This is a genomic window from Luteibacter sp. P1_D3 (assembly GCF_056406135.1).
This window is the reverse complement of record NZ_JBFUAT010000034.1, coordinates 20,727-47,494: the sequence shown is the minus strand read 5'-3', so window position 1 is coordinate 47,494 and position 26,768 is coordinate 20,727. Positions and strand designations below refer to the sequence as shown.

At 63.4% G+C, this 26,768-nt stretch carries 27 protein-coding genes; 13 read left to right on the top strand and 14 right to left on the bottom strand.

What is annotated here, in order from left to right:
* Window positions 1-152: 152 nt before the first annotated feature.
* Window positions 153-1,115: an alpha/beta fold hydrolase gene (locus tag AC1DYM_RS18735; RefSeq protein WP_477340897.1), complete on the top strand. Its 963-nt coding sequence runs from the start codon at window positions 153-155 to the stop codon at window positions 1,113-1,115.
* Window positions 1,116-1,143: 28 nt separating this feature from the next.
* Window positions 1,144-1,893: an SDR family oxidoreductase gene (locus AC1DYM_RS18730; RefSeq protein ID WP_477340895.1), complete on the top strand. Its 750-nt coding sequence runs from the start codon at window positions 1,144-1,146 to the stop codon at window positions 1,891-1,893.
* Window positions 1,894-1,902: 9 nt separating this feature from the next.
* On the opposite strand, the gene AC1DYM_RS18725 is transcribed toward AC1DYM_RS18730, so the two are convergent.
* From AC1DYM_RS18725 to arsH, 3 genes are all read right to left on the bottom strand, one after another.
* On the bottom strand, window positions 1,903-2,817 hold the full coding sequence (locus AC1DYM_RS18725; protein WP_477340893.1) for a LysR family transcriptional regulator: 915 nt from the start codon (window positions 2,815-2,817) through the stop codon (window positions 1,903-1,905).
* Between the two features lie 438 nt (window positions 2,818-3,255).
* Window positions 3,256-3,654, bottom strand: coding sequence for an arsenate reductase (glutaredoxin) (arsC, locus tag AC1DYM_RS18720; RefSeq protein ID WP_477340899.1), 399 nt, complete (start codon window positions 3,652-3,654; stop codon window positions 3,256-3,258).
* Between the two features lie 2 nt (window positions 3,655-3,656).
* The gene (arsH, locus tag AC1DYM_RS18715; protein WP_477340891.1) at window positions 3,657-4,382 is read right to left on the bottom strand and encodes an arsenical resistance protein ArsH; all 726 of its coding nucleotides are present in this window, start codon (window positions 4,380-4,382) and stop codon (window positions 3,657-3,659) included.
* 73 nt (window positions 4,383-4,455) lie between these two features.
* On the opposite strand from arsH, the gene AC1DYM_RS18710 reads away from it, so the two are divergent.
* The 3 genes from AC1DYM_RS18710 (at window position 4,456) to AC1DYM_RS18700 (ending at window position 7,375) form a co-directional block, all read left to right on the top strand.
* Window positions 4,456-4,833 carry an ArsR/SmtB family transcription factor gene (locus AC1DYM_RS18710; RefSeq protein ID WP_477340889.1) on the top strand — a complete coding sequence of 126 codons (378 nt, stop codon included), beginning with the start codon at window positions 4,456-4,458 and terminating at the stop codon, window positions 4,831-4,833.
* Between the two features lie 80 nt (window positions 4,834-4,913).
* A complete protein-coding gene (locus AC1DYM_RS18705) occupies window positions 4,914-6,869 on the top strand; it encodes a M61 family metallopeptidase (RefSeq protein WP_477340887.1) in 1,956 nt (651 codons plus the stop codon).
* A gap of 77 nt (window positions 6,870-6,946) precedes the next feature.
* Window positions 6,947-7,375, top strand: coding sequence for a hypothetical protein (locus AC1DYM_RS18700; protein WP_477340885.1), 429 nt, complete (start codon window positions 6,947-6,949; stop codon window positions 7,373-7,375).
* Here AC1DYM_RS18700 and AC1DYM_RS18695 read toward each other — a convergent pair.
* Window positions 7,372-7,755 (bottom strand): MerR family transcriptional regulator, encoded by a 384-nt coding sequence (locus tag AC1DYM_RS18695; RefSeq protein ID WP_477340883.1) that lies wholly within the window; start codon window positions 7,753-7,755, stop codon window positions 7,372-7,374. The two genes, AC1DYM_RS18700 and AC1DYM_RS18695, sit on opposite strands and share 4 nt — an antisense overlap.
* 40 nt (window positions 7,756-7,795) lie before the next feature.
* On the opposite strand from AC1DYM_RS18695, the gene AC1DYM_RS18690 reads away from it, so the two are divergent.
* Window positions 7,796-8,419, top strand: coding sequence for a cation efflux transmembrane domain-containing protein (locus AC1DYM_RS18690; RefSeq protein ID WP_477340881.1), 624 nt, complete (start codon window positions 7,796-7,798; stop codon window positions 8,417-8,419).
* Between the two features lie 97 nt (window positions 8,420-8,516).
* Window positions 8,517-9,782 carry a retropepsin-like aspartic protease family protein gene (locus AC1DYM_RS18685; RefSeq protein WP_477340879.1) on the top strand — a complete coding sequence of 422 codons (1,266 nt, stop codon included), beginning with the start codon at window positions 8,517-8,519 and terminating at the stop codon, window positions 9,780-9,782.
* Window position 9,783: 1 nt separating this feature from the next.
* Here the strand turns inward: AC1DYM_RS18685 and AC1DYM_RS18680 are convergent, their stop codons facing one another.
* The 3 genes from AC1DYM_RS18680 to AC1DYM_RS18670 are packed head-to-tail and all read right to left on the bottom strand — an operon-like array spanning window position 9,784 to window position 12,520.
* Window positions 9,784-10,401, bottom strand: a complete 618-nt coding sequence (locus tag AC1DYM_RS18680) for a hypothetical protein (RefSeq protein ID WP_477340877.1) — start codon at window positions 10,399-10,401, stop codon at window positions 9,784-9,786.
* A gap of 52 nt (window positions 10,402-10,453) precedes the next feature.
* Complete coding sequence (locus AC1DYM_RS18675) at window positions 10,454-12,049, bottom strand: XVIPCD domain-containing protein (RefSeq protein ID WP_477340875.1); 1,596 nt, start codon at window positions 12,047-12,049, stop codon at window positions 10,454-10,456.
* A 24-nt stretch (window positions 12,050-12,073) separates the two neighbouring features.
* Window positions 12,074-12,520 (bottom strand): lysozyme inhibitor LprI family protein, encoded by a 447-nt coding sequence (locus AC1DYM_RS18670; RefSeq protein ID WP_477340873.1) that lies wholly within the window; start codon window positions 12,518-12,520, stop codon window positions 12,074-12,076.
* A gap of 259 nt (window positions 12,521-12,779) precedes the next feature.
* On the opposite strand from AC1DYM_RS18670, the gene AC1DYM_RS18665 reads away from it, so the two are divergent.
* On the top strand, window positions 12,780-14,300 hold the full coding sequence (locus tag AC1DYM_RS18665; protein WP_477340871.1) for an FAD-dependent oxidoreductase: 1,521 nt from the start codon (window positions 12,780-12,782) through the stop codon (window positions 14,298-14,300).
* 10 nt (window positions 14,301-14,310) lie between these two features.
* Here AC1DYM_RS18665 and AC1DYM_RS18660 read toward each other — a convergent pair whose 3' ends face one another.
* The 6 genes from AC1DYM_RS18660 to AC1DYM_RS18635 all read right to left on the bottom strand — a co-directional run bounded on the left by AC1DYM_RS18660 (window position 14,311) and on the right by AC1DYM_RS18635 (window position 21,670).
* Window positions 14,311-15,369, bottom strand: a complete 1,059-nt coding sequence (locus AC1DYM_RS18660; protein ID WP_477340869.1) for a DUF2235 domain-containing protein — start codon at window positions 15,367-15,369, stop codon at window positions 14,311-14,313.
* Between the two features lie 10 nt (window positions 15,370-15,379).
* Window positions 15,380-16,705, bottom strand: a complete 1,326-nt coding sequence (locus AC1DYM_RS18655) for an MBL fold metallo-hydrolase (RefSeq protein ID WP_477340867.1) — start codon at window positions 16,703-16,705, stop codon at window positions 15,380-15,382.
* A gap of 1 nt (window position 16,706) precedes the next feature.
* A complete protein-coding gene (locus AC1DYM_RS18650) occupies window positions 16,707-18,446 on the bottom strand; it encodes a hypothetical protein (RefSeq protein ID WP_477340865.1) in 1,740 nt (579 codons plus the stop codon).
* Window positions 18,447-18,827: 381 nt separating this feature from the next.
* Window positions 18,828-19,673: a restriction endonuclease gene (locus AC1DYM_RS18645; protein ID WP_477340863.1), complete on the bottom strand. Its 846-nt coding sequence runs from the start codon at window positions 19,671-19,673 to the stop codon at window positions 18,828-18,830.
* Window positions 19,674-19,684: 11 nt separating this feature from the next.
* Window positions 19,685-20,491, bottom strand: a complete 807-nt coding sequence (locus AC1DYM_RS18640) for a restriction endonuclease (protein ID WP_477340861.1) — start codon at window positions 20,489-20,491, stop codon at window positions 19,685-19,687.
* Window positions 20,492-20,764: 273 nt separating this feature from the next.
* Window positions 20,765-21,670, bottom strand: a complete 906-nt coding sequence (locus AC1DYM_RS18635; protein WP_477340859.1) for an AraC family transcriptional regulator — start codon at window positions 21,668-21,670, stop codon at window positions 20,765-20,767.
* Window positions 21,671-21,805: 135 nt separating this feature from the next.
* On the opposite strand from AC1DYM_RS18635, the gene AC1DYM_RS18630 reads away from it, so the two are divergent.
* The 5 genes from AC1DYM_RS18630 to AC1DYM_RS18610 all read left to right on the top strand — a co-directional run bounded on the left by AC1DYM_RS18630 (window position 21,806) and on the right by AC1DYM_RS18610 (window position 25,830).
* Window positions 21,806-22,549 carry an SDR family NAD(P)-dependent oxidoreductase gene (locus tag AC1DYM_RS18630; protein WP_477340857.1) on the top strand — a complete coding sequence of 248 codons (744 nt, stop codon included), beginning with the start codon at window positions 21,806-21,808 and terminating at the stop codon, window positions 22,547-22,549.
* A gap of 14 nt (window positions 22,550-22,563) precedes the next feature.
* A complete protein-coding gene (locus tag AC1DYM_RS18625) occupies window positions 22,564-22,965 on the top strand; it encodes a VOC family protein (RefSeq protein WP_477340855.1) in 402 nt (133 codons plus the stop codon).
* Window positions 22,962-23,945: a saccharopine dehydrogenase family protein gene (locus AC1DYM_RS18620; RefSeq protein WP_477340853.1), complete on the top strand. Its 984-nt coding sequence runs from the start codon at window positions 22,962-22,964 to the stop codon at window positions 23,943-23,945. Before AC1DYM_RS18625 ends, AC1DYM_RS18620 begins: the two co-directional genes overlap by 4 nt.
* Before the next feature lie 108 nt (window positions 23,946-24,053).
* Complete coding sequence (locus AC1DYM_RS18615) at window positions 24,054-24,956, top strand: LysR family transcriptional regulator (RefSeq protein WP_477340851.1); 903 nt, start codon at window positions 24,054-24,056, stop codon at window positions 24,954-24,956.
* Window positions 24,957-25,074: 118 nt separating this feature from the next.
* Complete coding sequence (locus AC1DYM_RS18610; protein ID WP_477340849.1) at window positions 25,075-25,830, top strand: SDR family oxidoreductase; 756 nt, start codon at window positions 25,075-25,077, stop codon at window positions 25,828-25,830.
* 18 nt (window positions 25,831-25,848) lie between these two features.
* Here AC1DYM_RS18610 and AC1DYM_RS18605 read toward each other — a convergent pair whose 3' ends face one another.
* Window positions 25,849-26,757: an AraC family transcriptional regulator gene (locus AC1DYM_RS18605; RefSeq protein ID WP_477340847.1), complete on the bottom strand. Its 909-nt coding sequence runs from the start codon at window positions 26,755-26,757 to the stop codon at window positions 25,849-25,851.
* Window positions 26,758-26,768: the final 11 nt, after the last annotated feature.

Below are 26,768 nucleotides of genomic sequence, written 5' to 3'. Positions count from 1 at the left end.
GGAGTAGAGGACGCACGACCCTAGGGGTTGGGCGTCCTTTTTTCGTTGCCGAAACATGTTCGGTTTGATCGAACGTGTTCGTCGAAACCCCGGGACGTCTTACCGCCATAGCAGGCGCAGCATGATCTCCAGTCCCTCACTGGAGTTCTCCCATGAAGCGCTTCGTCTACGCCGCCGCCCTGTTCCTCGGTGCCTCGGCGCTGTTCTCCCCGGTGTCATCCCACGCTCAGGCCGCACCCCTCCCGTCGGCTGCCGATCAGGCGCTGGTCCACGAGGGCAAGCAGGAGGTCAACGGCGTTCGCTACCACTACCTGATCGCTCGTGGCGGTCCCCAGGTGATCGTGCTGCTTCACGGCTGGGGCTCGACCTCGTACATGTGGCGGTACGTCATGCCGGCGCTGGCCCATCGCGGTTACACCGTCCTCGCCCCGGACCTTCGCGGCCTGGGTGACACCAGTCGCCCCGCCACCGGTTACGAGAAGGCCAACATCGCCCAGGACATCCACGCCCTGGTCGCAGCGCTGAAGCTCGGCCCGGACGTAAGCGTGGTCGGCCACGACATGGGCGGCATGGTGGCGTATGCGTATGCAAGCCAGTACCCGACGGAAACGCGTACGTTCACCATCATGGACGTGCCGCTGCCCGGTATCGATCCCTGGGACAAGCTCGTTGGCACCGATCGCGTCTGGCACTTCCACTTCTTCGGTCAGCGCGATGTGGCCGAGCTGCTGGTCCAGGATCACGTCGCTGAGTTCCTGCCGTGGTTCCACAACAACGAGGCGGTCAATGCTGGCGCGTTCACCAAGGAAGTCGACGACTACTACGTTCGCAAGTACAGCATGCCGGGCGCCCTGCGCGCCGGCTTCGAGTACTACCGCGCCTTTGGCCAGGATGCGAAGGACAATGCCGTCTTCTCGCGTACCCCGTTGACCATGCCGGTGCTTGCCTTGGGTGGCACCGGTAGCTTCGGTCCCTTGATTGGTGACCAGATGAGCCATGTGGCGACCAACGTCCGCACTGTCCAGATCGAGAACGCCGGCCATTGGATTGCCGAAGAACAGCCGGACCAGGTCATCGCCGCTTTAGTCAGTTTCCTTCCTTCCGCTCGTAAGTAATTATCACCATCCCTCTCGGAGTAACGTCATGAACCGTTTTACTGGTAAGAACGTGGTCGTCACCGGTGGCACCAGCGGCATCGGCCTCGCCGTCGCCAAGGCTTTTATCGACGAGGGCGCTACCGTGCTCGTCACGGGGCGTGACCCCGCCGGCATCGAGCGGACCGCGGCTCTGCTTGGCGACAAGGCCATCGTCATCCGCAACGACGCCGGAGTCCTCTCCGATGCCCGCGCCCTCGCCGCCAAGGTCAGTGAGCTGGGTCTGCGTCTGGACGCCGTGTTTATCAACGCCGGTGTGGCCAAGTTCGCCCCTCTGGCGCAGGTCGACGAGGCGCTGTGGGACCTCAGCTTCGACACCAACGTCAAGGGTGCGTACTTCCAGCTGCAGGCGCTGGCGCCACTGCTCAACAAGGGCGCGTCGATCGTCTTGAATGGCTCGATCAATGCGCACATCGGCATGCCGGGTTCGTCGGTGTATGCCGCGACCAAAGCTGCGCTGATTTCGTTCGCCCGCACCTTGTCGGCCGAACTGATTCCGCAGGGCGCCCGCGTCAATGTGGTCAGCCCGGGCCCGATCGAGACCCCGCTCTACGGCAAGCTCGGCATGGACGAAGCCACCCTGAAGGAAACGGCGGCTAGCATCCTGGCGCAGGTGCCGGTCGGTCGCTTCGGTCGCTCGGAAGAAGTCGCCGCGGCCGTGCTGCACCTCGCCTCGCCGGAGTCGGCCTTCATCGTCGGCACCGAGATCATCATCGACGGCGGTATGAGCCAGCTGTAAGGCGTCACGCTAGACGGTAATCGGCAGCCCCTGGATCAGGCGTTTCGCCAGCCGGGGCTGCCGGAACTGTTCGACCCACCAGGCAAGGGCGCGGCCTTCCGAGTCACCGCGCCAGGCGACGTACAAAGTGTTGGGCTCACGCGGATCGGCCACGCGTTTTTCAACAAGCTGGCCGGCAGCGATCAGCGCTTGCGCTCGGTGCTTGGGCACCCAGCCCACGCCCAGTCCGTCGCGCTGGGCGAGGATCTTCGCCCGCATGCTGGGGACCGCAAGCCTGCCTTGCCCACCGACGGTGCCGTAGCCACGCGACGCTGTCCGGGACGAATCGGCGACGACGATCGCGCGATGCTTCGCCACGGTGTCGGCGTCCAGCGGTTCAACCACCTTGGCCAAGGGGTGTCGCGGCGAGACAGCGAACACCCATTCCATGACACCGAGCTCATGCCAGCGAAGCTTGGGAATGGCCGGCGGCTCGTTGGTCGCCCCGACGACCAGGTCGGCACGACCTTCCCGTAAGGCTTCCCAGGTGCCACCGAGCACTTCGTGGGTCAGGCGCAACTGCACGCCCGAGTCGAGTGCGTCGAAGGCACGCAGCGACGGGAAGAGCAGCTCGAACTCGAGGATCTCGTCGGTCACGATCGAGAGCCGATCCTCCCAACCACTGGCGACCTGTTTGACGCGCTGGGTGAGACGCGCATGGTCGGCCATGAGGCGGGCCGCCTCGTTGGTGAGGAGTTGCCCGGCCGGGGTGAGCTGGAGCCGATAACGCCGGCGATCGAAGAGCAGGGCGTCGAAGCGCTCTTCCAGATGGCGTGCCGCGTTCGAGAGCGTCGAGGGGGCTTTGCCCAGGCGTGCTGCTGCGCGGGAGAGGCTGCCGGTCTCGCGGATCGCCTCGAGGAGGGCCAGTTCATCTTCCGACAGCATGGCGGTCCTTGGGGCTGATGGATGGGATATGGTAAATCACACCGCGACGGTACGTATGCGCCGTTGGTTCGTGCCCGGTCATCAGTAAATTCGGCGCGCATGATGTGGCATACCCACCGACGGGGGTGAGATGGCAATACGTGGCTTCTTCGCTTCACTGACGTTTCTGGCGCTCGCCAGTGCGCCTCCCGGACTGCTCGCCAGCGCGACGAAAGTCGAGACCAAGGTCATATCGACAGACGTGTGTAGTGTCTTGAGACGTCCCGAACTATTTGTTGGTCGAGTCATTCGTCTTCGGGGGTTCGTCTATCTCGGTGTGGATCACATGAACGTGGCGGACAGGGCCTGCGCCGGACGCGGTATCGAGCTCGCTATTCCGTCCCAGGTGCAACGCGGGCAATGAATGTGGGGTTCGCGGCTCATCGAGCTGTGTCTCCGTCAGGCGCCCACAACCTCGCCATCTTCCTTGGTAAACGGCCCCGGCAACGGCGGGATGATCTCGAGCACCACCTCGGACGGACGGCAAAGCCGCGTGCCTTTCTCGGTCACGACAAACGGCCGCTCGATCAGGATCGGGTTGGCCAGCATGGCGTCGAGAATCGCCTCGTCGCTCACGGACGGATCGCGCAGGCCGAGTTCCTCGAACAGCTTTTCTTTCTGCCGCGCGCCTTCGCGCGGCGTACGCCCGGCGTCGACCAGCAGGCGGAGCAGGGTGGCCCGGTCCGGCGGTGTCTTCAGGTATTCGATGACGGTCGGCTCGATGCCCGCGTGCCGGAGGATAGCCAGCGTGTTGCGCGACGTTCCGCAGCGGGGGTTGTGATAGATCGTTGCTTTCATGGTCATGAGGTAGGTTCCACCACGGCCGCCGCGGCGGCCAGTGCTCGTGCTTCGGTAGCGCCTTTGCGCTCGCTGTAGCGATCGACCAGATAGTCGCTTCGCCCGCGAACCAGAAGGGTGAATTTCATCAACTCTTCCATGACGTCGACGACGCGATCGTAATACGGTGAGGGCTTCATCCGGCCAGCGGCGTCGAACTCGTTCCAGGCCTTCGCCACGGAGGACTGGTTCGGAATGGTGACCATGCGCATCCAGCGGCCCAGCACGCGCAAGGCGTTGACCACGTTGAACGACTGCGAGCCGCCAGACACCTGCATGACCGCCAAGGTCCTTCCCTGGGTCGGGCGAACACTGCCGTCCTCAAGAGGCAGCCAGTCGATCTGGTTCTTGAAGACGCCAGTGACCGAGCCATGGCGCTCGGGGCTGATCCACACCTGCCCTTCGGACCATAAGGAAAGCGCGCGCAGCTCCTGCACCTTGGGGTGGTCGGCGGGCACGCTGTCGAGCATGGGCAGTTCCGCGGGATCAAACACGCGGGTCTCGGCGCCAAGATGCTGAAGGATGCGCTCCGCCTCGTAGGCGAGCTTGCGACTGAAGGACTGCGGACGAAGCGAGCCGTACAGGATCAGGATGCGCGGCGGATGGCCGGCATCTCCGGCGATGGCGAGGCGCTCCCACTCGGGYGGCGGCAGATCGCCTGTGAGGTGGGGAATATCGACTGGCGTCACGATGCGCTCCGAGGCTTGCTTGAGGTTGACGATTCCATCATTCTAGAGATATCGAAACATATAATGTCGACGCATGCAAACACCGGACGCCATCAAGATCCTTTCCGCGCTTGCCCAGGAATCGCGGCTGGCGATTTTCCGCTTGCTGATCGAGCAAGGACCGGAAGGCGTGCCGGTGGGCGTCATCGGTGAGCGTCTCGGCCTGCCGAGCGCCACGCTCTCGTTTCATCTGAAAGAGCTTCTGCATGCGGGCCTGGTCACCAGCACGCAGAGTGGTCGCTTCATTTACTACGCGCCGGTGATCGACGCGGTGGACGGCCTTGTCGGTTACCTGACCGAGAACTGTTGTGCCGCGAGCGGCGGCCGTTGCGCCCCGGCGACGAAAGCCGTGCGTGCGGTCGGCAAGCGCGCGGCAGTGTCCAGGCCGCGGGGCGTCAAAGCCCCTGGATGATCGCGCGACGTCTGCGGCTATGATTCATCGCGGACCCGGTGTCCGCCTCCGTCCCCACCCACTCATTCGCCGAGCCTTTCATGCATCCAGTGTCCTTCGCCGGTCTGCCGGCCGCTTCACGTCGCAAGTTCTCGCGTCTCTCCCTGGCCCTCGCCCTGGCGCTTGCCGCCGGCACGGCTTCGGCGGACGTTCCTTCCGACCAGGTCCCGCCGCCGCAGGACACCCCGTACGTCGGCACGGTGGCACTCCATGTCGATGCCAACGACACGGCGCAGGGCATTTTCCGCGTTCGCGAATCGATTCCGGTAAAGGCCGGTGCCTTGACCCTGCTGTACCCGCAGTGGATTCCGGGCGACCACTCGCCGACCGGTCCGATCGCGATGCTCGCCGGCCTCAAGATCGGTGCGAACGGCAAGCCGGTCCAGTGGAAGCGTGACGAGTACAACGTCTACGCCTTCCATCTCGACGTGCCGGCCGGCGTCTCGGCGATCGACGTGGAGTTCCAGTACCTGTCCGAGCGTGCGGATGATGCAGACTTCGAGATCACCGATCGCATGCTGTACATGGAGTGGAGCAAGGTGGCGCTCTACCCGGCGGGTTACTACACGCGCGGCATTACCTTCGCGCCGAGCGTGACCCTACCGAAGGGCTGGCAGCTCGGGACCGCACTGGAGACGGGGTCGAAGTCCGGCGACACCACCACGTTCAAGTCGGTGAGCTTCGAGAACCTGGTCGATTCGCCGATCTATGCGGGCCAGTACTTCAAGCGCGTGCCGCTCAACCCGGGTGACAAGGCGCCGGTGTTCCTCGACGTGGTTGCCGATGAGCCGAAGTTCCTGGAGATCACGCCCGAGCAGCTGACGGCGCATCGCAACCTGGTGACCCAGGCGACGAAGCTGTTTGGCTCGCATCACTACGACCACTACGACTTCCTGTTCTCGCTGTCCGACCAGCTGGCTGGCAACGGCACCGAGCACCACCAGTCCAGCGAGGACGGCCTGGGCGCCGACTACTTCACCGCCTGGAAAGAGAACGCCTCCGAGCGCGACCTGCTCGCCCATGAGTACACGCATTCGTGGAACGGCAAGTTCCGTCGCCCGGCCGATCTGTGGACGCCGAACTTCAACGTCACGATGGGCGATTCGCTGTTGTGGGTGTACGAAGGCCAGACGCAGTACTGGGGCTTCGTCCTGACCGCGCGTGCCGGCATGTGGACGCCGCAGGAGTTCCGCGACGGCCTGGCCATGGTCGCGGCGAACTACGAGCGCAACCGCGAAGGTTTCCAGTGGCGCACGCTCGAGGACACCACCAACGACCCGACTGTCGCCCGCCGTTCCCCGCTGCCGTATCGCAGCTGGCAGATGAGCGAGGACTACTACAGCGGCGGCCAGATGATGTGGCTAGACGTGGACGCCAAGCTGCGTAGCCTGACCAAGGACAAGCACTCGCTCGACGATTTCGCGCAGGCCTTCTTCGGTGTGGAGAACGGTAGCTACGTACCGAAGACCTATACGTTCGACGACGTGGTCGCCGCCTTGAACGGCGTYGCCCCGTTCGATTGGGCCAGCTTCATCAAGGCGCGCGCCACCTCGCTCAACCCGCCGTTGCAGGACGGCCTCGCGGCTTCTGGTTGGAAATTGGTCTACGACGACAAGGAAAGCGAGTTCGAGACGCAGTCCGACAGCCGTCCGGAATCGTCGCGCCATATGCTCAACTTCACCTGGTCGATCGGCCTGACGCTGACGAGCACCGGCAAGGTCAACGACGTGCGTTGGGATGGTCCTGCATTCAAGGCAGGCGTCAGCACCGGTGCGACCGTGATTGCGGTGAACGGCACGGTGTACTCGAAGGATGCGATGACGAGTGCGATCACCGACGCCAAGGGCAGCAAGACGCCGATCGACCTGACGGTGAAGTACCAGGGTCGCATCCGTACGATTCCGGTGGATTACCACGGTGGCTTGCAGTATCCGCATCTGGTGCGGATTGCGGGGACGCCGGATTACTTGAGTGAGATTATTGCGCCGCGGAAGTAAACGCATTCTAAGAAGGTTGGTCAGAGGCGCCGCCGGGTTCGGCGGCGCCGTCACCGAAGGACTCGGGAGAATCCGTTGTGAACGAAAGAATCTCGGTGGAAGAGAGCTTCGAAAACAGTCTCTTCTATTTCCTCGAAGCGCTTCGCATTCTTGAGCTCAGTGCAGAAGAGCAGTGCGAAGCGATGGGGAACTACAACGTCGCGTGGGAAATGCAGCACGACATATCGGGCTCGATATCACCTTTGGTTACCTGCTCCGTCTCCTACTTCACCGAGGCTCAGACGTCGGCGCTCCTTGCACTCGAGGGTGCGATGAAGGAACTGCCTGAGGAGGCTCTCGTTCCGGAGGGCATGAGTACAAAGAGCCACGAGGGGTCTATCGCTACCATGCAGCATCATGCGTGGGAACCGCTGAGAGCCCGGGCGAGCGAACTCTTACAGATGCTCGAGCCGGCGATTCAAAGAAATGCAGCCTACTTTAAGCAGTCCACGGAGGGCAGCGGCTAGTGAGCCAGCGTCCGCACGACGCTGCACGTAGCGACGGTCTCCTTCGCACACGAAGTAAGCATCCCGCGCAGATCGGTCGCCATCGCCGCTAGCGCTTTCTGCTTCGCTTCGATCTGCTCCAGGTGCGCCTGGACGATAACGTCGACCGCCGCGCAGGACGTGTCCTCTTGGGTGCTTAGCCCGAGAAGACTCCGCGTCTCCTCCAGGCTGAAACCCAGATGCCGGCAACGCATGATGAAGTCCAGGCGGGCCACATCGTCCGGTCCGTACTGGCGATAAGTGCCGAGCCGGGATGGCTCAGGCAAAAGCGCGATCCGCTCGTAGTAACGGATCGTCTCCAGGTTGCACCCGGTGGCGGTGGCCAGTTCGCTGATGCGCATCGGTTGACTCCGTAGTTACTACGGACCTCATTCTAATCGCATGACCTGCTGCCAACACGATAGCTGCGACGCCCGCCCCCTGGCCGATACCGGGGCGCATCGCCGCGTCCTTTGGCTGGTTCTGGCAATTAATCTGGTGATCTTTGGCGGAGAGTTCGGCGTCGGCTGGGTCGCCGGCTCCAGCGCGGTGCAGGGCGACTCGCTGGATAGCCTCGGTGACGCACTTGTCTATGGAATCAGCCTGCTGGTGGTGGGACATGCCCTGCGTGCCCGGGCGATGTCCGCACTGACGAAGGGGGCCTTACAGGCCGCCTTTGCGGTGGTGGTGATGGCCGAGGTGGTCTATCGGTTGTCTCACGGCGTACCGCCCGCTACGACCCTGATGAGTCTGGCGGCCGCCGGCGCACTCGTCCTCAACGGGGCGTGCTTGGCCTTGTTGACTCGCTATCGCGCCGACGACATCAACATGCGCTCGGTTTGGCAGTGTTCCCGCAACGACGTCATCGGCAACGCGGGCGTATTGGTGACCAGCGGGTTGATCGCCTGGATCGGATGGTGGTGGCTGGACCTGATCTTTGGTGCTGCGCTTGCTGCGTTGTTCCTGAAGACGGGATGGTCGGTGATTCGGGCGGCGGTGCCGTCGGTGCGGACGTCCGCTGCGTAGATGGCGGCTTTCGTGTCACATCCCAGTCACCGCCACGCCTTGCCAACTCCATGAGACTTACCTCAGTATCTCCGGATACCTCGAATGGAGTCTCGTCGTGCTAAAACGGAAGTTGCTCGCCCTGGTAGTCCCCCTGTGCGCGACCCTTGCCACAGCCGCCTCTGCCGACGAGGTACACGCTGCCACCGGGCGCAACGCGCTCATCGCCTCGATCAACCACGCCATCGGCCTTGCCGATATCGACGGCCTGACGGCGCAATACCAAAGCAAGGACCCGATCGAGCACGCGCTGGCCGCGATGGCCATCGAGCGCGTCCACGGCAACTTCCAGCAGTCGAGCGCGATTGCGAACACCTGCGAGTCGAGCCTTAAGGCCAGCGAGCCTTTCATCGCCCACTACTGCGCCCGGTTCGCCGCGGCCAATCTCCGCTTGATGGGGGAGCGCCAGAAGGCCGCGGTCGAGGAAGAGAGCATCGCCGAACGCTACAAGGGCGTGCTGCCGGCCGAGAACCTCAACAACCCGGATCTGACCCAGGCGCCGCTCTATAAGGACCTGCCGCCGGTCAAGGTGAGCATGCCCGCCGGCGTCACCAGCATTCCGCTGAAACGGAATCCCAAGCGGACGAGCCTGGTCGAGGTGACGGTCAACGGCCAATCCCTCCAGCTCACGATGGACACCGGCGGCTACAGCCTCCTTGGCGAGGACACCGCCAGGAAGCTCGGCGTGAAGGTGCTCCTCGAAAAGGACGGCAACGTCCACGGCGCGCTCGGCGGCGCTTCCGTCAAGAAGCTGGGCCTCATCGAGAAGCTCACGCTCGGGAACATCACGTTCGAGAACCTGCCGGTCTCGATCATCGACGAAGAGCGCAACATCATCGGCATCGACGCGCTCCAGCGCCTGGGAGCATTCGAAGTCCAGAAGGATGCTGTCCTGATTTACGGCGAGGGCGCCACGAAGCCGGCCTGCGACACGCCATTGCTCCTGGGCACGACGTTCTGGGGATCGCCGCCGAAAGTGCTGGAGCGGATCCGCGTGGACGGTGTTCCGCAGAACGTCCTCTTCGACACGGGTACGACGTTCTACCTCACATCGAACCAGCCGAGTACGCAGGGGCCGTTGCAGCGCGGTGGTGAGCTAAAGCTCCGCGACGCCACGCACGGTAGCCAGCCGGTGCGCTTCTCGCGTCTGACCTCGAATCTCGAGATGGCGGGGAAGAACTATCAGGTGACTTACGCCTCCATCGAAGACATGAAGCTCCCCTTCAAGTACATCCTTGGCGAAGGGGCGCTCATCGATGTGTACCTCTTCGTCGACTTCAAGCAGCGGGTGAGTTGCCTGCTGCCGAGGTTTCCGGAGAAGTAAGTCAGCGATCGCAGCGATCGAGCACGAACACCCCGTGCTGCACGCCGATGCGCGGGTTGCCCCGGTACCACATGGTTTCCGAGAGATCGGGCAGGAAGATCCGCTCCGGCGCCGTGGCGCCGGATTGCGGATAGTCCGTGTCGAATTCGTACTTTCCCGACCAGGCGAAGTAGTGCATCTCGCCCATGGGGCGGGGGCCTGAGCTGCCGGTCGGTGGTGTCCAGTGCGGTGCCTTGACGTCCGTCGTCGAGATCATGTTGACGTATCGCGCACTGCCGCCGTCGAACATGAACCAGTAAGACGGGTTGCCCTTGGTGTCGATTCTCAAGGCGACGTCCGATCCCCAGCCTTCCTGCTTCCCGACGGTAACGAAGCGAATGGAAAACCGCTTGTCGGATGAGAGCGTGTAATGGGCCTTACTGGTCAGGCATCTTTCAGCGCCATGAGCGGGCGACCACACCACGAGCGATGCCGCAGCCAAGACGGCCACGGCATGAATACCGAATCTCACGAAGCTCTCCCTGTTTAGCGTCGCAGACGAGGCGTCCGGGCCCGCTTGAGGCAGAAGCTTAACCTGCGCGATGCGCTTCAGGAATGCCGGTGACGCGCGAGATTGCATGCCACCAACCAGAAGAAGCCATCGCCCACCAGAACGGTGGGCGATTCTGTCTTCAGGGGCCGTGCGCCTGCTGCGGCGACTGCGGTTGCTGGGTCTGCACCGGCTGCGAAACCACCGGCTTTTCAGCCTGCTGCTGATCCAGCTTGGTGTACTCAGCACTACTCTGCTCAAGCGGCTTCGCCACCGACTGCGCCACATCTACTTCAGCCACGCGCTTGAACGGCGAGCTCGTCTCACCTTGCATGGCGTACGCGCGCTTGCCGTCGTCGCTGATCTCGACGTGGTTCACTCGCGACAGGTCCTCTTTCCGCGCTGCAACGGCCAGCGAGCCGGCGAGGTTCTCCGACATATGGTCGGACGGGCGTCCCATCTTCGCGTCGATGATCTTCACGCCATCGAGCGCCTGCTTATAAATCCCATTGCCTGGGTGGCCGGCGTCGGCGAGGCTGCCGTAGTTCGGATGGCTGACCGGCGCAGGGCCAGCCGGCGTCGGATGAGCGACCTGCGGCGGATGCGCTGCCTTCTGCACCGCCTCGAGCGTCTTCGGCCCGGCCACGCCATCGGCGGTCAGCCCATGCTCGCGCTGGAACTTCTCTACGGCGGCCTTGGTGCCCGGACCGAAGTCGCCATCCGGACGCAGCGCGCGTCCATGAGCATCCGTGATGCCCAGCTTCGCGAGATCGGTCTGCAAGGCGGTGACCTTCTCGCCGTGCGAACCATCCCTCAGTGAGCCGTGGCTAGCTGGCGCATGCGCACGACCACCCTGGCCGATCGCCTTGAGCGCTGCCTTGATGTCGGCATCGTCGCCGGCTTTCGACGGATCGAAGTTCGCGTTGCCGACCTTGGTGTGCGCACGATCGAGCGCGGCGGCCTTCTCCGGATCCTTGTAAGCGTTTTTATACTGCTCGGCCAGGGCGGCGGCTTTCGGGCCGTCGTAGTACGAGTAGGTTTCCTTGATCTCGTTGGCCTTGGCGAGCACGGCGTTGTAGTCACCGCCGTCCTGCAGCACCTTCTCGAACTTCTTCATCTGCGACGGAATCTGGTTTTCCGTCTTGGCGAGGATGGCGACGGTCTCCAGGCGATGCTCTTCCGGGATGTTCTTGCCGTACTTGTCGAGCGTGTCCATCGCCGACTGCGTCGCATTCTTGATCTGCGGGTAGTCGATGTTCGTGTGGACCCACTTCTGGCCGTCCTGCGAGCCCGCCCACGCGTTGATGCTGTTGCGTGTATCCGCATCGATGAAGTGCAGGGTGGTGCGGCCGTGTTCACCGTTGCCGTGCGTGAGCAGGTCGCTGCGCAGCTTGGCCGTGTCACCGGTGTAGGTGAGGCCATGGTCCTTCGCGTACTTCGAGGACTGGTCGATGATGCCGTCGACGTACGTCGTCTCGCCGGGCTTCAGCGCCGCACCGTCGGTGGCGCCGAGCGCCCAGGTGCCACGCTTGCCGAGGTCGACCTGGATGGTCCCCAGCGAATAGCCGCTGTCCGCGATGATCTTGTTCGCGTGACCCCAGTTGGGATCGGACGTGCCGGACGTGACGCCGGTGATGGACAGATGGTACGAAGACGGGCCGCCTTCGGTGCCGCGTCCGACCACGAAATACGTGGCGCCGGCAAGCGAGTTCACATCGTGCGTATCGATTCCAGCCATGACTTCTCTCCGTGAAGCGTCGCGTTATTGGTCGTTGGCGATGGTGAGGTACTTGTCCAGGGCATCGGCGCGTTCGGCGATGCGGAAGATCTCGTTCTGCGTGACCTGGAGGTCGGCGACCGGCTCATCGCCATACAGCGAGGCTTCGAAATCGCCGTTCCGGTTGTGGAACTCGAGCCAGGCGCGCTCGGAGGTCAGCAGGTTGGCCTTGGCGTTGCCGGTGAGCTTGGCGGTCAGTGCCTTGTACGTGGTGTTGAGTCGCGTGTCCTGGGTCTTCTTTTCGGTGGCGAGGCAGGCACCTTGCGCTGTGGCGTCGGAACCGGCCTTGTCGACGCACGCATAGAACGTAGCTGTGATCCCTTTGGGCGCCTGGCGCTTGATGACCTGGCTGGTGCTGTCGGCGGCGAAGGCACTGCTGCCGGTGACGAGAAGGGCGAGGGTGATGGCGAGCGTGTGGACCGTTCTCATCATGGAGCTCCTGATCGTGCGTATGTCGGGGTTTCTTGCGACCTCTCAGCTTGCCGAAGGCGGGCTCAAAAGCCAAGAGACGCGGGTCTCAGTTAAGCCGTCTTCACAAAACCCTCATGTAATTCCGAAATTGCACAACGCGTGGAACGGATGCCTCATTGGTGCTGTCCGATCAACACCATGCGCACACCATTCCGCCTAGCCACCGTCATATTTGACCCTTACATTCGAAGGCTAGCCAACGCCAGCACGGGAACCTGCCATGTCTAACGATTCTGACTCCGCACCCGTCGGCCCCGACTTCAGCCAAGGCGTGTATGCGTCCACCATTCCCGAGGATGGTGTCTTCGCCGGGCATGTGAACGGCGAGGCGATCATCGTGGCGCGCACCCACGACGGCATCGTGGCGCTGGGTGGTGCCTGCAGTCATTACAGCGGCCCCTTGCACGAGGGGCTGCGCGTCGGCGACACCATCAACTGTCCACTGCATCACGCCTGTTTCGATCTGAGGACGGGACGTGCGCTGAAGGCGCCGGCACTCGCTTCCGTCGCGCGTTGGAAAGTGGAAGAGGAGGGCGGCAAGGTGTTCATTCGTGAAGCGTTGCCTGAGGAGGCACCGCCGGCGGCGGCCCTGCTGGCGGACAAGCATTTCGTGATCGTGGGTGGTGGGGCATCGGGCTTCGCCGCGGCGCAGCGCCTTCGCCAGCACGGGTTTGCCGGCGGCATCACCATGATCAGTGCCGATGCGGATGCGCCGTACGACCGGCCCAACGTGTCGAAGGACTATCTGGCCGGCACGGCCGAGCCGGAGTGGATGCCGCTGAAGGACGAGGCGTTCTACGCGGACCTCAAGATCGACGTGAAGCTGGGCACGGTCGTCCGTTCGATCGATGCGGCTGCGCGTTCGGTGGCGCTCGCCTCGGGCGAGTCCCTGGTCTACGACAAGCTTCTCCTGGCGACGGGTGCGGAGCCGATTCGCCCMGCGGCGCCGGGGTTCGATCAGCCGCACGTGCATACCTTGCGGAGCATGAAGGACGCCGAGCGTGTGATTGCCGACGTGAACACCAACGATATCGTCGCCGTGATCGGCAGCAGCTTCATCGGTCTGGAAGCAGCGGCATCGCTGCGCCATCGTGGCATCGCGGTGCACGTGATCGGGCCGGAGCTGATTCCGCTGCGCAGCAAGTTCGGGCCTTCGATCGGGACGATGATCAAGGCCCTGCACGAAGAGAACGGCGTGGTGTTCCACCTGGGTCGCCGCGCAGAAGGCTATGCCGAGGGTGCCGTGAAGCTCGACGACGGCACCTCGGTGCGCGCGACACGCGTGGTCCTCGGCATCGGTGTGAAGCCGCGCCTGCAGCTTGCCGAGGCAGCCAGTGTACACATTGAGGGCGGCGTGGTTGTCGACGCATCCATGCGCTCCTCCGACCCGAACATCTTCGCCACCGGCGACATCGCGCGCTATCCGGGCAAGCACGGTGAGCCCGCGCGCGTCGAACACTGGGTGCTCGCCGAGCGTCACGGCCAGGTCGCGGCGGCGGGCATGCTCGATATCGACGATCCGTTCGAAGAGCCGCCGTTCTTCTGGAGCGTGCATTACGACACGACCATCCGTTACGTCGGTCATGCCGAGGACTGGGATGCGATCCGCGAGGAAGGCTCGGTGGCGGATAAGGACGCCGAAGTGCGCTACGAGAAGGACGGACGCGTGATCGCGGTGGCGACGATCAATCGGGATCTGGATTCGCTGAAGGCCGCCGAGATGTTGAAGGGAGTGGCCTGAGCATCGCTCGCTATGGAATGGGCTTGGTCGTCGCGACCTTCATGTTCGGTTGCGCGACGTAGGCCTTGGCGTTGGATGGCGAGTACGCAGGATCATTCCCCGAAAGACGCGTGACCACCGAGGAGTGGATGGCTTCGTCGCCATTGGCCTGCATGCCGATCGGCCGTAGGTAGGAGCCCATGAGTCGATACTTGAGATCCATCGAGTCGTAGAGCTGACCGTCGGCGTGCGGTGCAAAGGGCTTGAGATAGCGCGTGTCGATGGCCAAACCGAGCGCGGCGGCTTCTCCGGCGAGCCACCACAGGGCTTCGTTGGCGAGTCCGTCGCGCGGGTAGCCGCCGCCGACATTGCAGTGGACGCCGGCGAACCAGACCTGCTCCAGGTGTCCCCTCCAGCCGGGCGGTTTCTCCCACAGCGTCGGCACGAAGGGTTTGCGCCTTTCGTCGATGGCCAGGGCGTGGAAAGCGTTCTCGATCTCGTCGAACAAGCCGACCTGGTGATAGAGGTACTTCTTGTTGTTGAGCACCTGGCCGAGCAGTCCGGGCGCGCCCAGTGAACCGACGGTGTCCCAGACGCCGATCATCTTGATCGTCGGAAGGATCCGTTCACCCTCGAGACGGTGCGCGGCCTTGGCCCACCCATCGGTCCCCAATCCCTGGCCTTTTTCGTAGCAGGCGTAGAAGTCGGGCGTGTAGTAATCGTCGGTCTTCCGCAGCAGGCCGGCGAACTTCAGGAAGCCGGCCAGGCTGCGCGCGGTGAATGCGCCGCGACTGAATCCGAAGAAGAACAGTTCGTCACCGGGTTCGTAGTTGTAGAGGATGCTTCGATACAGGGCGACGATGTTGTCCTCGATGCCATCGCCGAACGCGCCGCCGGTCCATTTGTCCATGCCCGGTCCGGTGCCGACGCCTTCGCGATAGATCACCAGCTGGGTGATGCCGTTGGCGTCGGTAGGCAGGATGGCGCGTGCCAGCTTGGTGACATTGGTCGGGCGCCGTGTCTTGCTGCCGTCGCCGATCTGGTCCTGGACGTTCCAGGTGCCATCGGCGCACACAATGATGCGTTTCATCGTTGATCCCTCATAGCTTCATCCGTGTCACCTGGACGTCGCCCGCGGTGCGCGTGTCGAGCAGATTCGATTCCTTGGTCAGTGCCGTGACGAGCGGATCCCGCGGGACTTCCGTGCCGGCCGTCTCGCTGCCGTGCACACCGGCCAGGGTCGACAGCACCGAGACGAGGCGGCCCTTCTTCGTCTTGGTGCCTCGGGCGGTGAACCCGTTCCAGAGGTCCTTGGGCGTGGCGTTGAGGCTGCCGTGGTGACCGACCTTGTAGAGGTCGACCTTGGCGAGCCGGGCTACGATGTCCGGGTGCGATAGCGCGTACATCCAGTTCTCGTATTGCGCGTCGCCGGGGAAGAGGAAGCTCTTGCCCGCCACTTCGAACAGCAGGATCACACTGGTGTTGTTCATGGCGCTGTCGAGCGTACGGACGATCGAGAGCAGGTTGTCGGCTTGCTCGCGCTGGGCCTGGTACCGGTACCAACGCATGTCCCAGGGATGCCGCGTCTCGACATGGCGAGGAAAAAGCACGCCGTCGGTCGCTTTGGCGTACCTGGCGATCTGCCCGTGCTGTGCCCAGAACTCGGCCCGCGCTGCGAGCTGCATCCAGAACTGGTCCGGATCCTTAGCACGCTGGGTCGCAATGCCCGGGGACTGCTTCAGCGTAGGTGGGCCCAGTACCGTGGTGACGACGCCGGGCAGCACGGATTCCAGCCCTGACTTGGCGCCGAAGTACACGTAGCGTTTCCTCCGCCCCATGGTCATCAGGTTGGCGATCGCATCGCGATTGGTCAGGTCGTTGTCATCCCCGAGGAAGGCCAGTTGCTCCCGGGTGGCCTTGAGGTGATTGCCGCGCAAGCGCTTGCTGGCGGAGACGACATAGCCGGCGAACTCGTTCATGTCATGCAGGGCGTCGATGTGCTGGATTGCCGCCTTGGTATCGCCGTTGCGCATGGCGGCGGTGGGCCCCTTGGCATTGCGTCGCGCCTTGGGGTCTTCGGTCCAGGGCTGGATGACCAGGTCCGGATCGAGTCGACGAATCACCGCGCCTGGGCCTTTGCCTCCGCTGTAAGTGAAGCCGCTGATGTGGTCCTTGTGGCGGTGCGTGACGACGAGCGCGTGCAGCTTGCCTTCGCAATCGGTCTCGATCTGTTTGGCGATGCCCATCATGTGAGCCGCCATGACCTTGCCCTTCGGTGCGCGCGTGGAGCCGAAGTCGATCAGGATGTGGCGGTCGAATCCGGTGTACCGGAAGGTCAGCAGGAAGCAGTCGCCGAAGCCGACGTTGTAGCTGCGCAGGACCATCTCGTGGGGCGTGGTGGCTTTGGGTTTTCGTGTCGTTCCCATCTCACCATTGCTCCCTTGTCGAACGCAGCGGGCGCAGGACCCGATCGCGGTGCAGGTTGGCAATCCGCGCGGACGCGCTGATCTGCTGGGTGAAGTAGCCCCGGTCCCAGAGGCTTTGCAGGCGCGCGGACTGCCGTGGGCTCTTGACACCCGTGCCGATATGGAACTTCAGCAAACCATATTCGTTGAAGACCAGCGTCCCGCCGCCGTAGAGTTGGATCAGCCGGTTGGTCGGCATGCCGTCGGGCTTCCTGATACCGAGCGATGTCAGTTCGCTGGCGTAGACCGATAGCTCCTGGATGTACTCCACGACGGTCTCACGCAGTAGCGTCTGATCGTTGCTGATGCGCAGGACGGGTCGCACCGAGGTGACCCGGGAGAACGCATTACGCTCGATACCGAGTGCCGCCTTGTTCTCCCAGATGAAGCGGAACACTTCCAGCGGTTCGCGTTGCATGCGCTCGAAGTGCGTGCCGGTGAGGGTGAACTCACTGGCCGGCGGCGGTTGCCAGGCACCATCGGGTCGTGCGCGAGCAGCGGGGTTGACGCCGTAGGCTTCGAAGGATGTCCTCAGCACCTCGCGATACCGGTACCTCGTGTCGTCCGGATACAGCTGCATGTCGGCGGTGATCAGGGCGCTGAGGAAATCGGGAAAGGTCAGGTCGACCGGTGGCATGTAGTCGAGCGCGCGGATCAGGATGCGCAACAAGTGCGTGGCAGCCGTTGTACCTTCGTCGGTGACGACGGAACGCGCGATGCCGTTGGGATAGCCCTGGGCAAGCGGTTTGAGCCGGCGCGCCCAGACTTCGAAGAAGGCCCGCAACACGATGGCCACCAGCAGTTCCCCGCGATCGTGTTCCTCCGTAAATTGTGCGCTGGCGTAGTGGCCCTTGTTCGGTTTGATCCGGAGGGAGGCGCGTAGCGAGGACGTGGGGACGCCGCTGAGCGCAGCGCCCATCTGCTCGGCGAGTTTGGCGATCTGCGTGCCACCCAGTGCGGCCGCCGTGAGGTGCCGCAGGGGGATACGTCCGCTGCCGTCGGTCAGGGGTACCAGGAGGCGTTCGATGATGCTTTCTCCCTGGAAGACCGACAGCAAGGCCACGATGTCGGAGAAGCCTTCATGGAAGGCCGCCTGGTCTGGCGATGACGGCAGGAGGTAGCTGGGACGCAGGCCATCCAGCAGCGCGTGGGCGGTTTCATGCACGACGATGTCGTGGGAGAGACAGGTGAAAACCTGCTTGCCCTTGCTGTCCGGGAAGTAGCCGAAGTTGAGGCTTTCGGACTCGCGCGAGTAGTAGGCGTTGGCATCGGCAAACGCGTGCGGCGCCACCTTGATCTGGTGGCTCGGGGTCGGGAACCCCCACGGCACGGGTCGACCCAGGGCACCCTCGAAAGACTGCAGCGTCGCCATGACGATGGCGTAGACATTCTGCTGGTGGAAATAGGGATTGCGAACCAGCTTCTCGATGTCGGTCACCTTGGCGAAGGTGTCCTTATCGATGTCCTTGTCACGTGCGCGATAGAACGTATCGGACGAGGCGTCGTAATCGATCACGTGGACGCGATAGCCCTTGGGACCCCGCTCCAGGCGTTCGGATGGCACGCTTACCGTGGTCGTCAGCGCCTTGCCTCCCGGGCCGAGGATCGACGGATCCTGGGCAAGAATGGTCCACGACCGCATGGGCACGTCCTGCCGCAAGGTGTCGTACGCAGTCTTCCCTGACGGGCGCTTGATAGTCATGGCCGTTCCCCATTTCTCCCCCGATCACACTACGCGATTCCCGACGCAGTGAAGAGGACCCGTTGCCGGAATTGCCCACTAGTTCCGCTCCCAGCAGGTATGCCATTCGGCTACGACCCCATGTAGGAGCCGATTCATCGGCGAAATCCAACAAAGCAATGACGCGGAAGCCTCCGTTCGAAGAGAGGCATGGGATCGGCTTATTTCGGAGTGGAATGATCGGTGGCACCGCATAGGCGCCCAGAGAATCTATTCAAGAATCTATTCATGTGAAGCCCGAAGAGATTCGTAGATGACTGAATGTGAAGAGATCTTGCCTCGAGAATCTATTCAAGAATCTATTCAAGAATCTATTCATCAACCTACTCGGGATCCTTCGGATCACTGGTCCAGCGGAGCGGTGGTCTTCTCCAGAATCCGCATCGATTCCGCGTTCTGACGTTCCCACTCCTGCGCTTCCTTCTTGCTCAGTTTTGAAATGGCAGGTGGTGGCTGAAGAGGCGTCGAGTTGGATTCGGCGACTACCTTGTTGGGTACGTCGATCGTCGCCATCGCGGTGCGCGCCATGGAAGGCGTGACCACGGACGCCGGCTGTGGGGCCGACACGTGTTGAGACGCGTGAACGAGCGAGGTTGTCATGTTCTTGAAAATGGCGGGGATGACGAGGTAGTAGCCGAACAGCAGAACGCCGATCGTCAGCCCTGCCTGGATGAGCAGGAACGCGCCTTTCCGATCCCTTCTCGTCCACGACGGTTTCGACGGCTTGTTACCGGCCATGGCCGAGAGCGGATCGCCGGCCCAATGAGCCGTCGGCAGATCGCCAGTCTCCGCGAGCATGCGTCGAAGCCCCGCGCCATTGATCAGCTCGATTTGCGGGAACTCGGCGGCGGCGGTGATGGCGGCTGCGCTGAAGACTCCGGTGATGACGACGATGGCCCGTGTGGCATGTTGGGTGTGCATCACGCCGATCAGCTGGTGAACGACGTTATGCGTCACCTCGTAGACATTCTCTCGCTTGCACTGCACAACGATGTATTCGCCGTCGCGGTAGAGCTTGAGGTCGATGCCGCCGTCGAATTTTCGCCAGGACGTCTGGGCTCCTGTTCCCGTGTGCTCGACCCGATAGCCGCGAGCCGCGTAGTGCCTCGCCATCAGACGCTCGAACTCTTCCCACGGCATGCTGGATAGTGGGTCCGCGTGGCGAAATTTTGCTTTCTTGTAACCCATGTCCGGCGGCTCTACTGATCTTTAAGCACGGTGGCAATCGGCTTCTTGTCTTCCAATGCGGCGACGACTTCGTGCTCATCGGCGGCATGGTGAACCACGGGCGGATGCGTTCGCATCGTCTCAACCATCCTCAGGCCGGACGTTAGTCCTGGCAGGACAGAGGGCGGCGGAGCTTCTGCGCGTTGCTGGGTCGCAACCGGCTTTTGGGCATCCAGCAACCTCGCCATCTGTGCCCGCTGAATCTCATGAATGTAAAAGGTGTAAAGCATCACGAGTGCCCCGGCCATCACGACGACAGCCGCCACCGCGGCTATCGCCGCGGCACGATCCGTCCGGTGCTGGCGCGTCTGTCTGACGGGCGGTCGCGCCGCGCCGGTCCAGGTGGGAAACGCGGGTAAGGCCGGTGCCTCGTCGATCGGCTCGGCGACTGGCCCGAGCATGGCCCGGATGGTCTTGCCGTCGATCAGCCTGATGTGCCGGAACTTCGCTGCCGCCTCACAGGCCGCCGTGGTGAACTCACCCGAGGTGATCACGATGGCGCCTGTCGCGCCCACGGTATGCATCACGCCGATGAGTTGGTGCACGTCGTTATGCGGCACCTGGAAGGAGTTCCAGTGCTTGCACTGGACGACGACGAGTTCCTGATCGCGGTGGAGCGTGAGGTCCACACCGCCATCGGTGAGCCTGCCGCCTTCCCCGGTACCGGTGTGCTCGACGCGATAGCCCTGCCGACGGAAATGCTCCGCGACCAGGTGTTCAAAGGCACCCCAGGTGACCCGGCTCAGCGCATCGTCGTGACGATGGCGCACGGACTTCATGCCAGGCCTCATCGACGCGGCTCGGCAAGGTACGGTATCGAACGGCGCTCGCGCGCGCTGGGCAGCACTTCCATGACTTCCCCCGTTGAAGTCCGAAGACGACGCGGCCCCCCGGCTGCCTCGATCGGACCCGTGGAATATAGCGGGTTCTTCTGTGGATTCCTGTAGGCCGATTCCTACAATGCCCACTCGGTGGCTATGCCAATTCGGTGGGCGGGGCCCCGCGGTTGGCCCCAATGGGGACCCGGCGGTGCTTGCTGGCGTCTGCCCGCCCTACGGCGCCGACGGAACCCCGTGCCGCCGCGCCTCGGCGACGATGCGGGCGGCGTCCTGCGTGGGTGGCAAGCCGAAGGCGCGCGCGTATTCGCGACTGAACTGGGTCGGGCTTTCGTAGCCCACATCCAGCGCGATCGTGGTGACGTTGCCCGCGCCCCCCATGAGCAGCTTCCGCGCCTGCAATAGGCGCAGGCGTTTCTGGTACTGCAAGGGACTGAGCGCAGTCACCGCCTTGAAGTGACGGTGAAACGCCGAGGAGCTCATGGCCGCTCGCTCCGCCAAAGCCTCGATGCGTAACGGCTGCGCAAAGTCCCGCCGGATCCACTCGATGGCGTGACCCACCCGCGACAGGGCGCTGTCGGGCGTGGCGATATCGCTGAGCATCCAGCCGAGAGGCCCCTGCAGGACCCGGTAGAGAATCTCGCGCTCATACGCCGGCGCCAGCGCGGGAATGTCCTGTGGACGTTTCATCAGACGAAGCATCCGCACCCAGGCGTCCATGAGCTCCGGTGTCACCGCAGCAACCGAGAACGCTGCCACGCCACGGTTCTCTGCGGACGGGCGGGGCAGGTCGTCCAGCAAGGTGGCGACGATCGCGGGATCGAGCGTGAGGCTCACGGCGAGATAAGGCTCGCCCTCGGCAGAGGGCCGCACCGCGCCGACGGCAGGCAGGTCCACGGACATGACGAAGTAGGTCGCCGGATCGTAGTGCAGGGTCCGGTCGCCGACGGTCATGGATTTTCCGCCCTGCAGGATCAGGTTGATCATGGGGTCGTACACGCCAGCCAGTTCATGCTGGGGGATCGCTCCTTGCACCATGGCTACCCGGGGAATACCGGTGGCGGTGGCCCGGTTCTGCGCTCCGGCGGCGAGGGCCCTCAATTCCTGCAATGCGTCGTTCATGGCTCATGGTAGCGGCAGACCACGCTGCCGCCGCGTGAGGTGAGAGGAATAGGCAGGTATGCGGCAGGAACCGGTGCGACGCCCTTCGACGCGACGCCTAGAGTGAACCTCGTACCCACCACAGCGAGCTTCGTCATGAAAGTCATTGTCATCACCGGCGGTAGCCGAGGCATCGGTGCCAGCGCCGCCATCCAGTGCGCAGAGCGGGGTATGGGTGTCATCCTTACCTATAAGAACCAACCCGAGGCCGCGGCGTCGGTTGTCGAGCGGATCGAAGCGCTCGGCGGCAAGGCGGTTGCCCTGCCTCTCGATGTCGGCGACGCGAACAGCTTCGCTTCGTTTCGCGACGACGTCCGCCGCACCCTGGACTCTACCTGGGGCGGCAGCTCCCTCGCTGGCCTCGTCAACAACGCTGGCTATGGCCTGTTCAATCCGCTGGAAACCGTGACGCAGGATCAGTTCGATGGCCTGATGAATGTCCACCTCAAGGGCCCGTTCTTCCTGACCCAGGCGCTGCTGCCGCTACTGGCCGACGGCGCGAGTATCGTGAACCTGACGAGCGCCACGACCCGCGTTGCCACGGCGGGTGTCGCGCCTTACGCCGCCTTCAAGGGTGGTCTTGAAGTTCTGACCCGCTACATGGCGAAGGAGTTTGGCGGTCGTCGCATTCGGGCTAACGCGGTGTCACCGGGGGCCATCCGTACCGAACTGGGTGGCGGCCTGAATGACGAGTTCGAAGCGATGCTTGCCGGGCAGACGGCGCTGGGTCGCGTCGGCGAACCCGAGGATGTAGGTCGCGTGATCGCGAGCCTGCTGTCGGACGACAGCGGCTGGATCAATGCGCAGTCGATCGAAGTCGCCGGTGGCTACAACATCTAAGTCGAGGGTTTGCCATGTTGGATCATGTTTTCATTTCCGTCAGCGATATCGATCGTTCCATCGCTTTTTACACGGCCGCGTTCGCGCCGCTCGGCATCACGCAGCGGGTCGATTACGACGGCAAATACGGCCCACCGGGGCATCCGGATCTCAAGGGTTTCGGTGTGGACGGGCGCATCATCTTCTGGTTGAGGAAGGGCGTCGTGGAAGGTAAGGCTGCGCACGTAGGCTTCGTGGCGTCGAGTAACGCCATGGTTGATGCGGCCTATGGCGCTGCGATCGCTGCGGGCGCGGCGGACAACGGTRCACCGGGCGCGCGCCTGTACTACGACCCGCGCTATTACGCAGCGAACGTGTTCGACCCCGATGGCTACAGCCTGGAGTTCGTGTACAAGAGCTGGCAGCACGCGGCATGAAGACACTTCTTATCTACGGCGCGGTGGGCTACACCGGCCGCATGGCGGCTAAGCAGGCAAAGGCGGTCGGCCTCGATGTCGTCATTGCCGGTCGCGACGAAGAGCGCCTGGTGACGCTGGCACGCGAGCTCGATGTGGCATATCGCGTGTTCTCGCTTGAAGGCGATCTGCCGCCCGAGTACTTCGACAGTATCCACACGGTGTTGAATTGTGCCGGCCCGTTCGTGCGTACGGCGAAACCCCTGATGCAGGCCTGCCTGGCGTACGGCATGCACTACCTCGATATCACGGCGGAGATTGGCATCTATCAACTGGCCGAATCGCTTTCTACCGCCGCGTCGGACGCGGGGGTAATGGTGATGCCGGGTGTGGGCTGGGACGTCGTGCCGACGGATAGCCTGGCCACGCAGGTGGTCGAGCGCGTCACGGAACCGGTGTCTCTGCGCATCGCCCTGAAAGTGGCGGGAGGGATGTCCCGGGGTTCGGCGGTGAGCGCGTCGGAGATTGTCAGTGCCGGGATACTTGCGCGGGTCAATGGCGAACTGGTGTCGCGGCCCGATGCGCCCTCCGCGTTGTTCGATTTCGGCGATGGCGCGGTGGACTGCTTTCCCCTGTCGTTCGGCGATCTCATCACGGCGTGGCATGCCACCGGTGTGCCGAACATCGCGATGTTCGTTCACGTCACAGGCGACGGCTTTCCCGAAGGCGATCTGTCGCTATTGCCGGATGGACCCACGCCGGAACAACGCGACGCTCATCGTGCCGCCGCCGTCGTGGAAGTCACAAGCGCCGATGGCACGGTCACACGGGCGATCATCGAGACCGTGAACGGCTATTCGTATACGCCACTGGCGGCTGTCGAAGCAGCCCGCCGTGTCCTCGATGGCGACTGGCGCCCGGGTTTCGAGACGCCCGCCAGTGTCTTTGGCGCAGGCTTCGCCGAGACCATCGCCGGCACCCAGGTCACCCATTTCCCCTAAGCGCGTCGCCACCACCGGTCTCCGCTACCCTGTGGGAGCCGCTTCAGCGGCGAAGGGTGCCAGCCAAAGGTCCCGGAACTCTCCCTCACCGGAAGCCAAAGCCTGCCCATGGATCAGCTCCTCGCCCTTCGTGTCTTCGTCCGCATCGCCGATGCGCGATCGTTCGCCAAGGCGGCAGATTCCCTGAATCTGCCGCGCTCCTCGGTAAGCAAGCTCCTGCAGGATCTCGAGCAACACCTCGGCACCCAGCTCGTGGAGCGGAGCACACGTGCACTGACGGTCACGCCAGCAGGGGAGGCCTATCGGGATCATGCCCTTGCCCTTCTCGCGGATCTGGACGAGATGGATAGCGCGGCCGCCAGTGCCCTGGCATCCCCGCGCGGCAAGCTTCGGGTGGACGTCGGTTCCTCCCTCGCCAACCTGGTGATCATCCCGGCGTTGGCCGATTTCCGTGCCCGGTTTCCCGAGATCGAGCTGCTGCTCGGGGTTAACGACCGGCCGGTGGATCTCATCGGTGAGGGTGTGGACTGTGTGATTCGAGGAGGAGTGCTCGCCGACTCCTCCCTGATTGCCCGGCAGATCGCCACCCTGCGTTCGGTGACCTGTGCGACGCCTGATTACCTTGCGGCCAACGGCACGCCACCGCATCCAGCCGACATCGGGACGAGGCACACAGCCATCAGCTATTTCTTCCCCCAGACAGGAAAATCGCTCGCCCTTCGCTACACCAAGGATGACGAAGCGCACGAGATCACGGTGCGGTCCGCCATCAGCGTGAGCGAGAGCACGGCGCAGATACAGGCCGTGGTCGCAGGGCTGGGTATCGGTCAGATCTTCAGCTTCAGTGCGCGCGAGCATCTCGCGACCGGGAAACTGGTGACGATTCTCGACGACTGGGCGCAGCCATCGTTGCCCTTGCACCTGGTCTATCCCGCCACGCGGCATCCCAATGCGAAGACACGTGCATTCGCCGATTGGATCGTCGCGTTGTTCGCCGCTTATCCATCCTGATGGATGGTGTTATCGGTTTCACGATCTTCCGCGGCGCGTCTGCTGGTTCTAACTTTTGCGTCAGGACGCCGGTCGGAAACCTTCCGCTGAGCCACTCCTGACCTTTCGGAGAATCACCATGGCAGACAGGCTCGACGGCAAGATCGCCGTCATCACCGGCGGCACCAGCGGCATCGGCCTTGCAGCGGCCAAAGTGTTCGCTGCTGAGGGTGCACACGTCTTCATTACGGGACGTCGTCTGGACACGTTGAAGGCGGCGCAGGCGGAGATCGGTGGCAACGTGACCGGTATTCAGGCCGACTCGTGCAACAACAATGACCTTGATCGCGTCTTCGACCTCGTCGGCAAGGAAGCGGGCCGCATCGATATTCTCTTCGCCAATGCAGGCGGTGGAACGATGTTGCCGCTGGGCCAGATCACCGAGGAGCAGATCGACACCACCTTCGGTGGCAACGTCAAGGCAATGATCTTCACTGTGCAAAAGGCCTTGCCGCTGCTCGCCAGTGGCTCGTCCGTGATCCTCACCGGTTCCAGTGCAAGCATCGAAGGCACGGCCGCCTTCAGTGTCTACTCCGCGTCCAAGGCCGCGGTACGCAACCTGGCGCGAAGCTGGTCGCTCGACCTCAAGGGCACCGGAATCCGCGTGAATGTCCTCAGCCCCGGCCCGGTTCGCACGCCGTTCCTGCTCGACTTTGCCGGTAGCGACCCGGTGCAGCAGCAAGGCATGCTCGACTACCTCGGCACGCGTGTTCCGCTGGGTCGGGTCGGTGAGCCGGATGAGATCGCCAAGGTGGCGCTCTTCCTTGCTTCGGACGACGCCAGCTTCGTCAATGGCGCGGAGATCTTTGCGGACGGTGGTCAGGCACAGGTGTGACGCACCGAAGGCGAAGCATCAATGCAGTGAGGCCAGCATGGTCTGCGGCGCATCACTCGACTTGAATCGTGCGATGTCCTTCGTCGGCGGCATGCCAAAAAATCGCGCGTACTCCCGACTGAACTGCGATGCACTTTCGTAGCCCACCGTGAAGGCGATCGACGAAGCATCGCGCGGTTCGAATAGAAGAAGCCATCTGGCCCGCAGAAGCCGCAAACGCTTCTGGTATTGGATGGGCGTCATGGACGTGGCGGTTTTGAAATGGCGATAGAACGCCGCGACGCTCATGTTCGCCATCGCCGCCAGCGGTTCGATCCGCAGCGGTTCCGCAAAGTGCTCGCGAATCCAGTGAATCACCCGGCGGATCTGCGAGATGTGCCCACCCGGGCACGCGATGTCCCTGAGCACGCTTCCCAAGGGACCCTGCAAGGCTCTGAAGATGATCTCGCGTTCGATCAGCGGCGCCATCACGGCAGCCTCGTCGGGATGATCGATCAGCCGCATCATGCGCAGCCACGCATCGATCATCTCAGCCGGTGCGGCCAAGGCGGAAAAGCCCGCGCCCGGCGTCCATCCCAGCGCTTCGCCGCCCTGCGTGAGTACGGCGCTGATAGCGTCTGGCTCGAGCGCAAGACTCACCGCGAGATAAGGCTGTTCCGGACYGCTGGCATGGATGTCTCCCGTCGCGGGTACATCGATCGGCACGACGAAGTAACTCACCGCCGGGTATTCGGCGATCTGGTCGCCGATGGAGAGTGTTTTCGAACCCTGCAACACCAGGTGAAGCATCGGTTGGTACACCTGGCTCGCGCACGCTTCCGCCTTGACCATGGTGACGTGAGGGATGCCGGTGTCAGTCCATTTATCACCAGCGCGCATCACGATCGCGCGCAGTTCGTCGAGTGCAGCATTCATGCCTTCGATCATGGCCCTGCCAT

Coding starts and splice junctions, on each gene's coding strand:
- AC1DYM_RS18735 (WP_477340897.1), top strand. CDS start 153: ATGAAGCGCTTCGTCTACGCCGCCGCCCTGTTCCTCGGTGCCTCGGCG.
- AC1DYM_RS18730 (WP_477340895.1), top strand. CDS start 1,144: ATGAACCGTTTTACTGGTAAGAACGTGGTCGTCACCGGTGGCACCAGC.
- AC1DYM_RS18725 (WP_477340893.1), bottom strand. CDS start 2,817: ATGCTGTCGGAAGATGAACTGGCCCTCCTCGAGGCGATCCGCGAGACC.
- arsC (WP_477340899.1), bottom strand. CDS start 3,654: ATGAAAGCAACGATCTATCACAACCCCCGCTGCGGAACGTCGCGCAAC.
- AC1DYM_RS18710 (WP_477340889.1), top strand. CDS start 4,456: ATGCAAACACCGGACGCCATCAAGATCCTTTCCGCGCTTGCCCAGGAA.
- AC1DYM_RS18695 (WP_477340883.1), bottom strand. CDS start 7,755: ATGCGCATCAGCGAACTGGCCACCGCCACCGGGTGCAACCTGGAGACG.
- AC1DYM_RS18690 (WP_477340881.1), top strand. CDS start 7,796: ATGACCTGCTGCCAACACGATAGCTGCGACGCCCGCCCCCTGGCCGAT.
- AC1DYM_RS18680 (WP_477340877.1), bottom strand. CDS start 10,401: ATGCAATCTCGCGCGTCACCGGCATTCCTGAAGCGCATCGCGCAGGTT.
- AC1DYM_RS18675 (WP_477340875.1), bottom strand. CDS start 12,049: ATGGCTGGAATCGATACGCACGATGTGAACTCGCTTGCCGGCGCCACG.
- AC1DYM_RS18670 (WP_477340873.1), bottom strand. CDS start 12,520: ATGATGAGAACGGTCCACACGCTCGCCATCACCCTCGCCCTTCTCGTC.
- AC1DYM_RS18660 (WP_477340869.1), bottom strand. CDS start 15,369: ATGAAACGCATCATTGTGTGCGCCGATGGCACCTGGAACGTCCAGGAC.
- AC1DYM_RS18655 (WP_477340867.1), bottom strand. CDS start 16,705: ATGGGAACGACACGAAAACCCAAAGCCACCACGCCCCACGAGATGGTC.
- AC1DYM_RS18650 (WP_477340865.1), bottom strand. CDS start 18,446: ATGACTATCAAGCGCCCGTCAGGGAAGACTGCGTACGACACCTTGCGG.
- AC1DYM_RS18645 (WP_477340863.1), bottom strand. CDS start 19,673: ATGGGTTACAAGAAAGCAAAATTTCGCCACGCGGACCCACTATCCAGC.
- AC1DYM_RS18640 (WP_477340861.1), bottom strand. CDS start 20,491: ATGAAGTCCGTGCGCCATCGTCACGACGATGCGCTGAGCCGGGTCACC.
- AC1DYM_RS18635 (WP_477340859.1), bottom strand. CDS start 21,670: ATGAACGACGCATTGCAGGAATTGAGGGCCCTCGCCGCCGGAGCGCAG.
- AC1DYM_RS18630 (WP_477340857.1), top strand. CDS start 21,806: ATGAAAGTCATTGTCATCACCGGCGGTAGCCGAGGCATCGGTGCCAGC.
- AC1DYM_RS18620 (WP_477340853.1), top strand. CDS start 22,962: ATGAAGACACTTCTTATCTACGGCGCGGTGGGCTACACCGGCCGCATG.
- AC1DYM_RS18615 (WP_477340851.1), top strand. CDS start 24,054: ATGGATCAGCTCCTCGCCCTTCGTGTCTTCGTCCGCATCGCCGATGCG.
- AC1DYM_RS18610 (WP_477340849.1), top strand. CDS start 25,075: ATGGCAGACAGGCTCGACGGCAAGATCGCCGTCATCACCGGCGGCACC.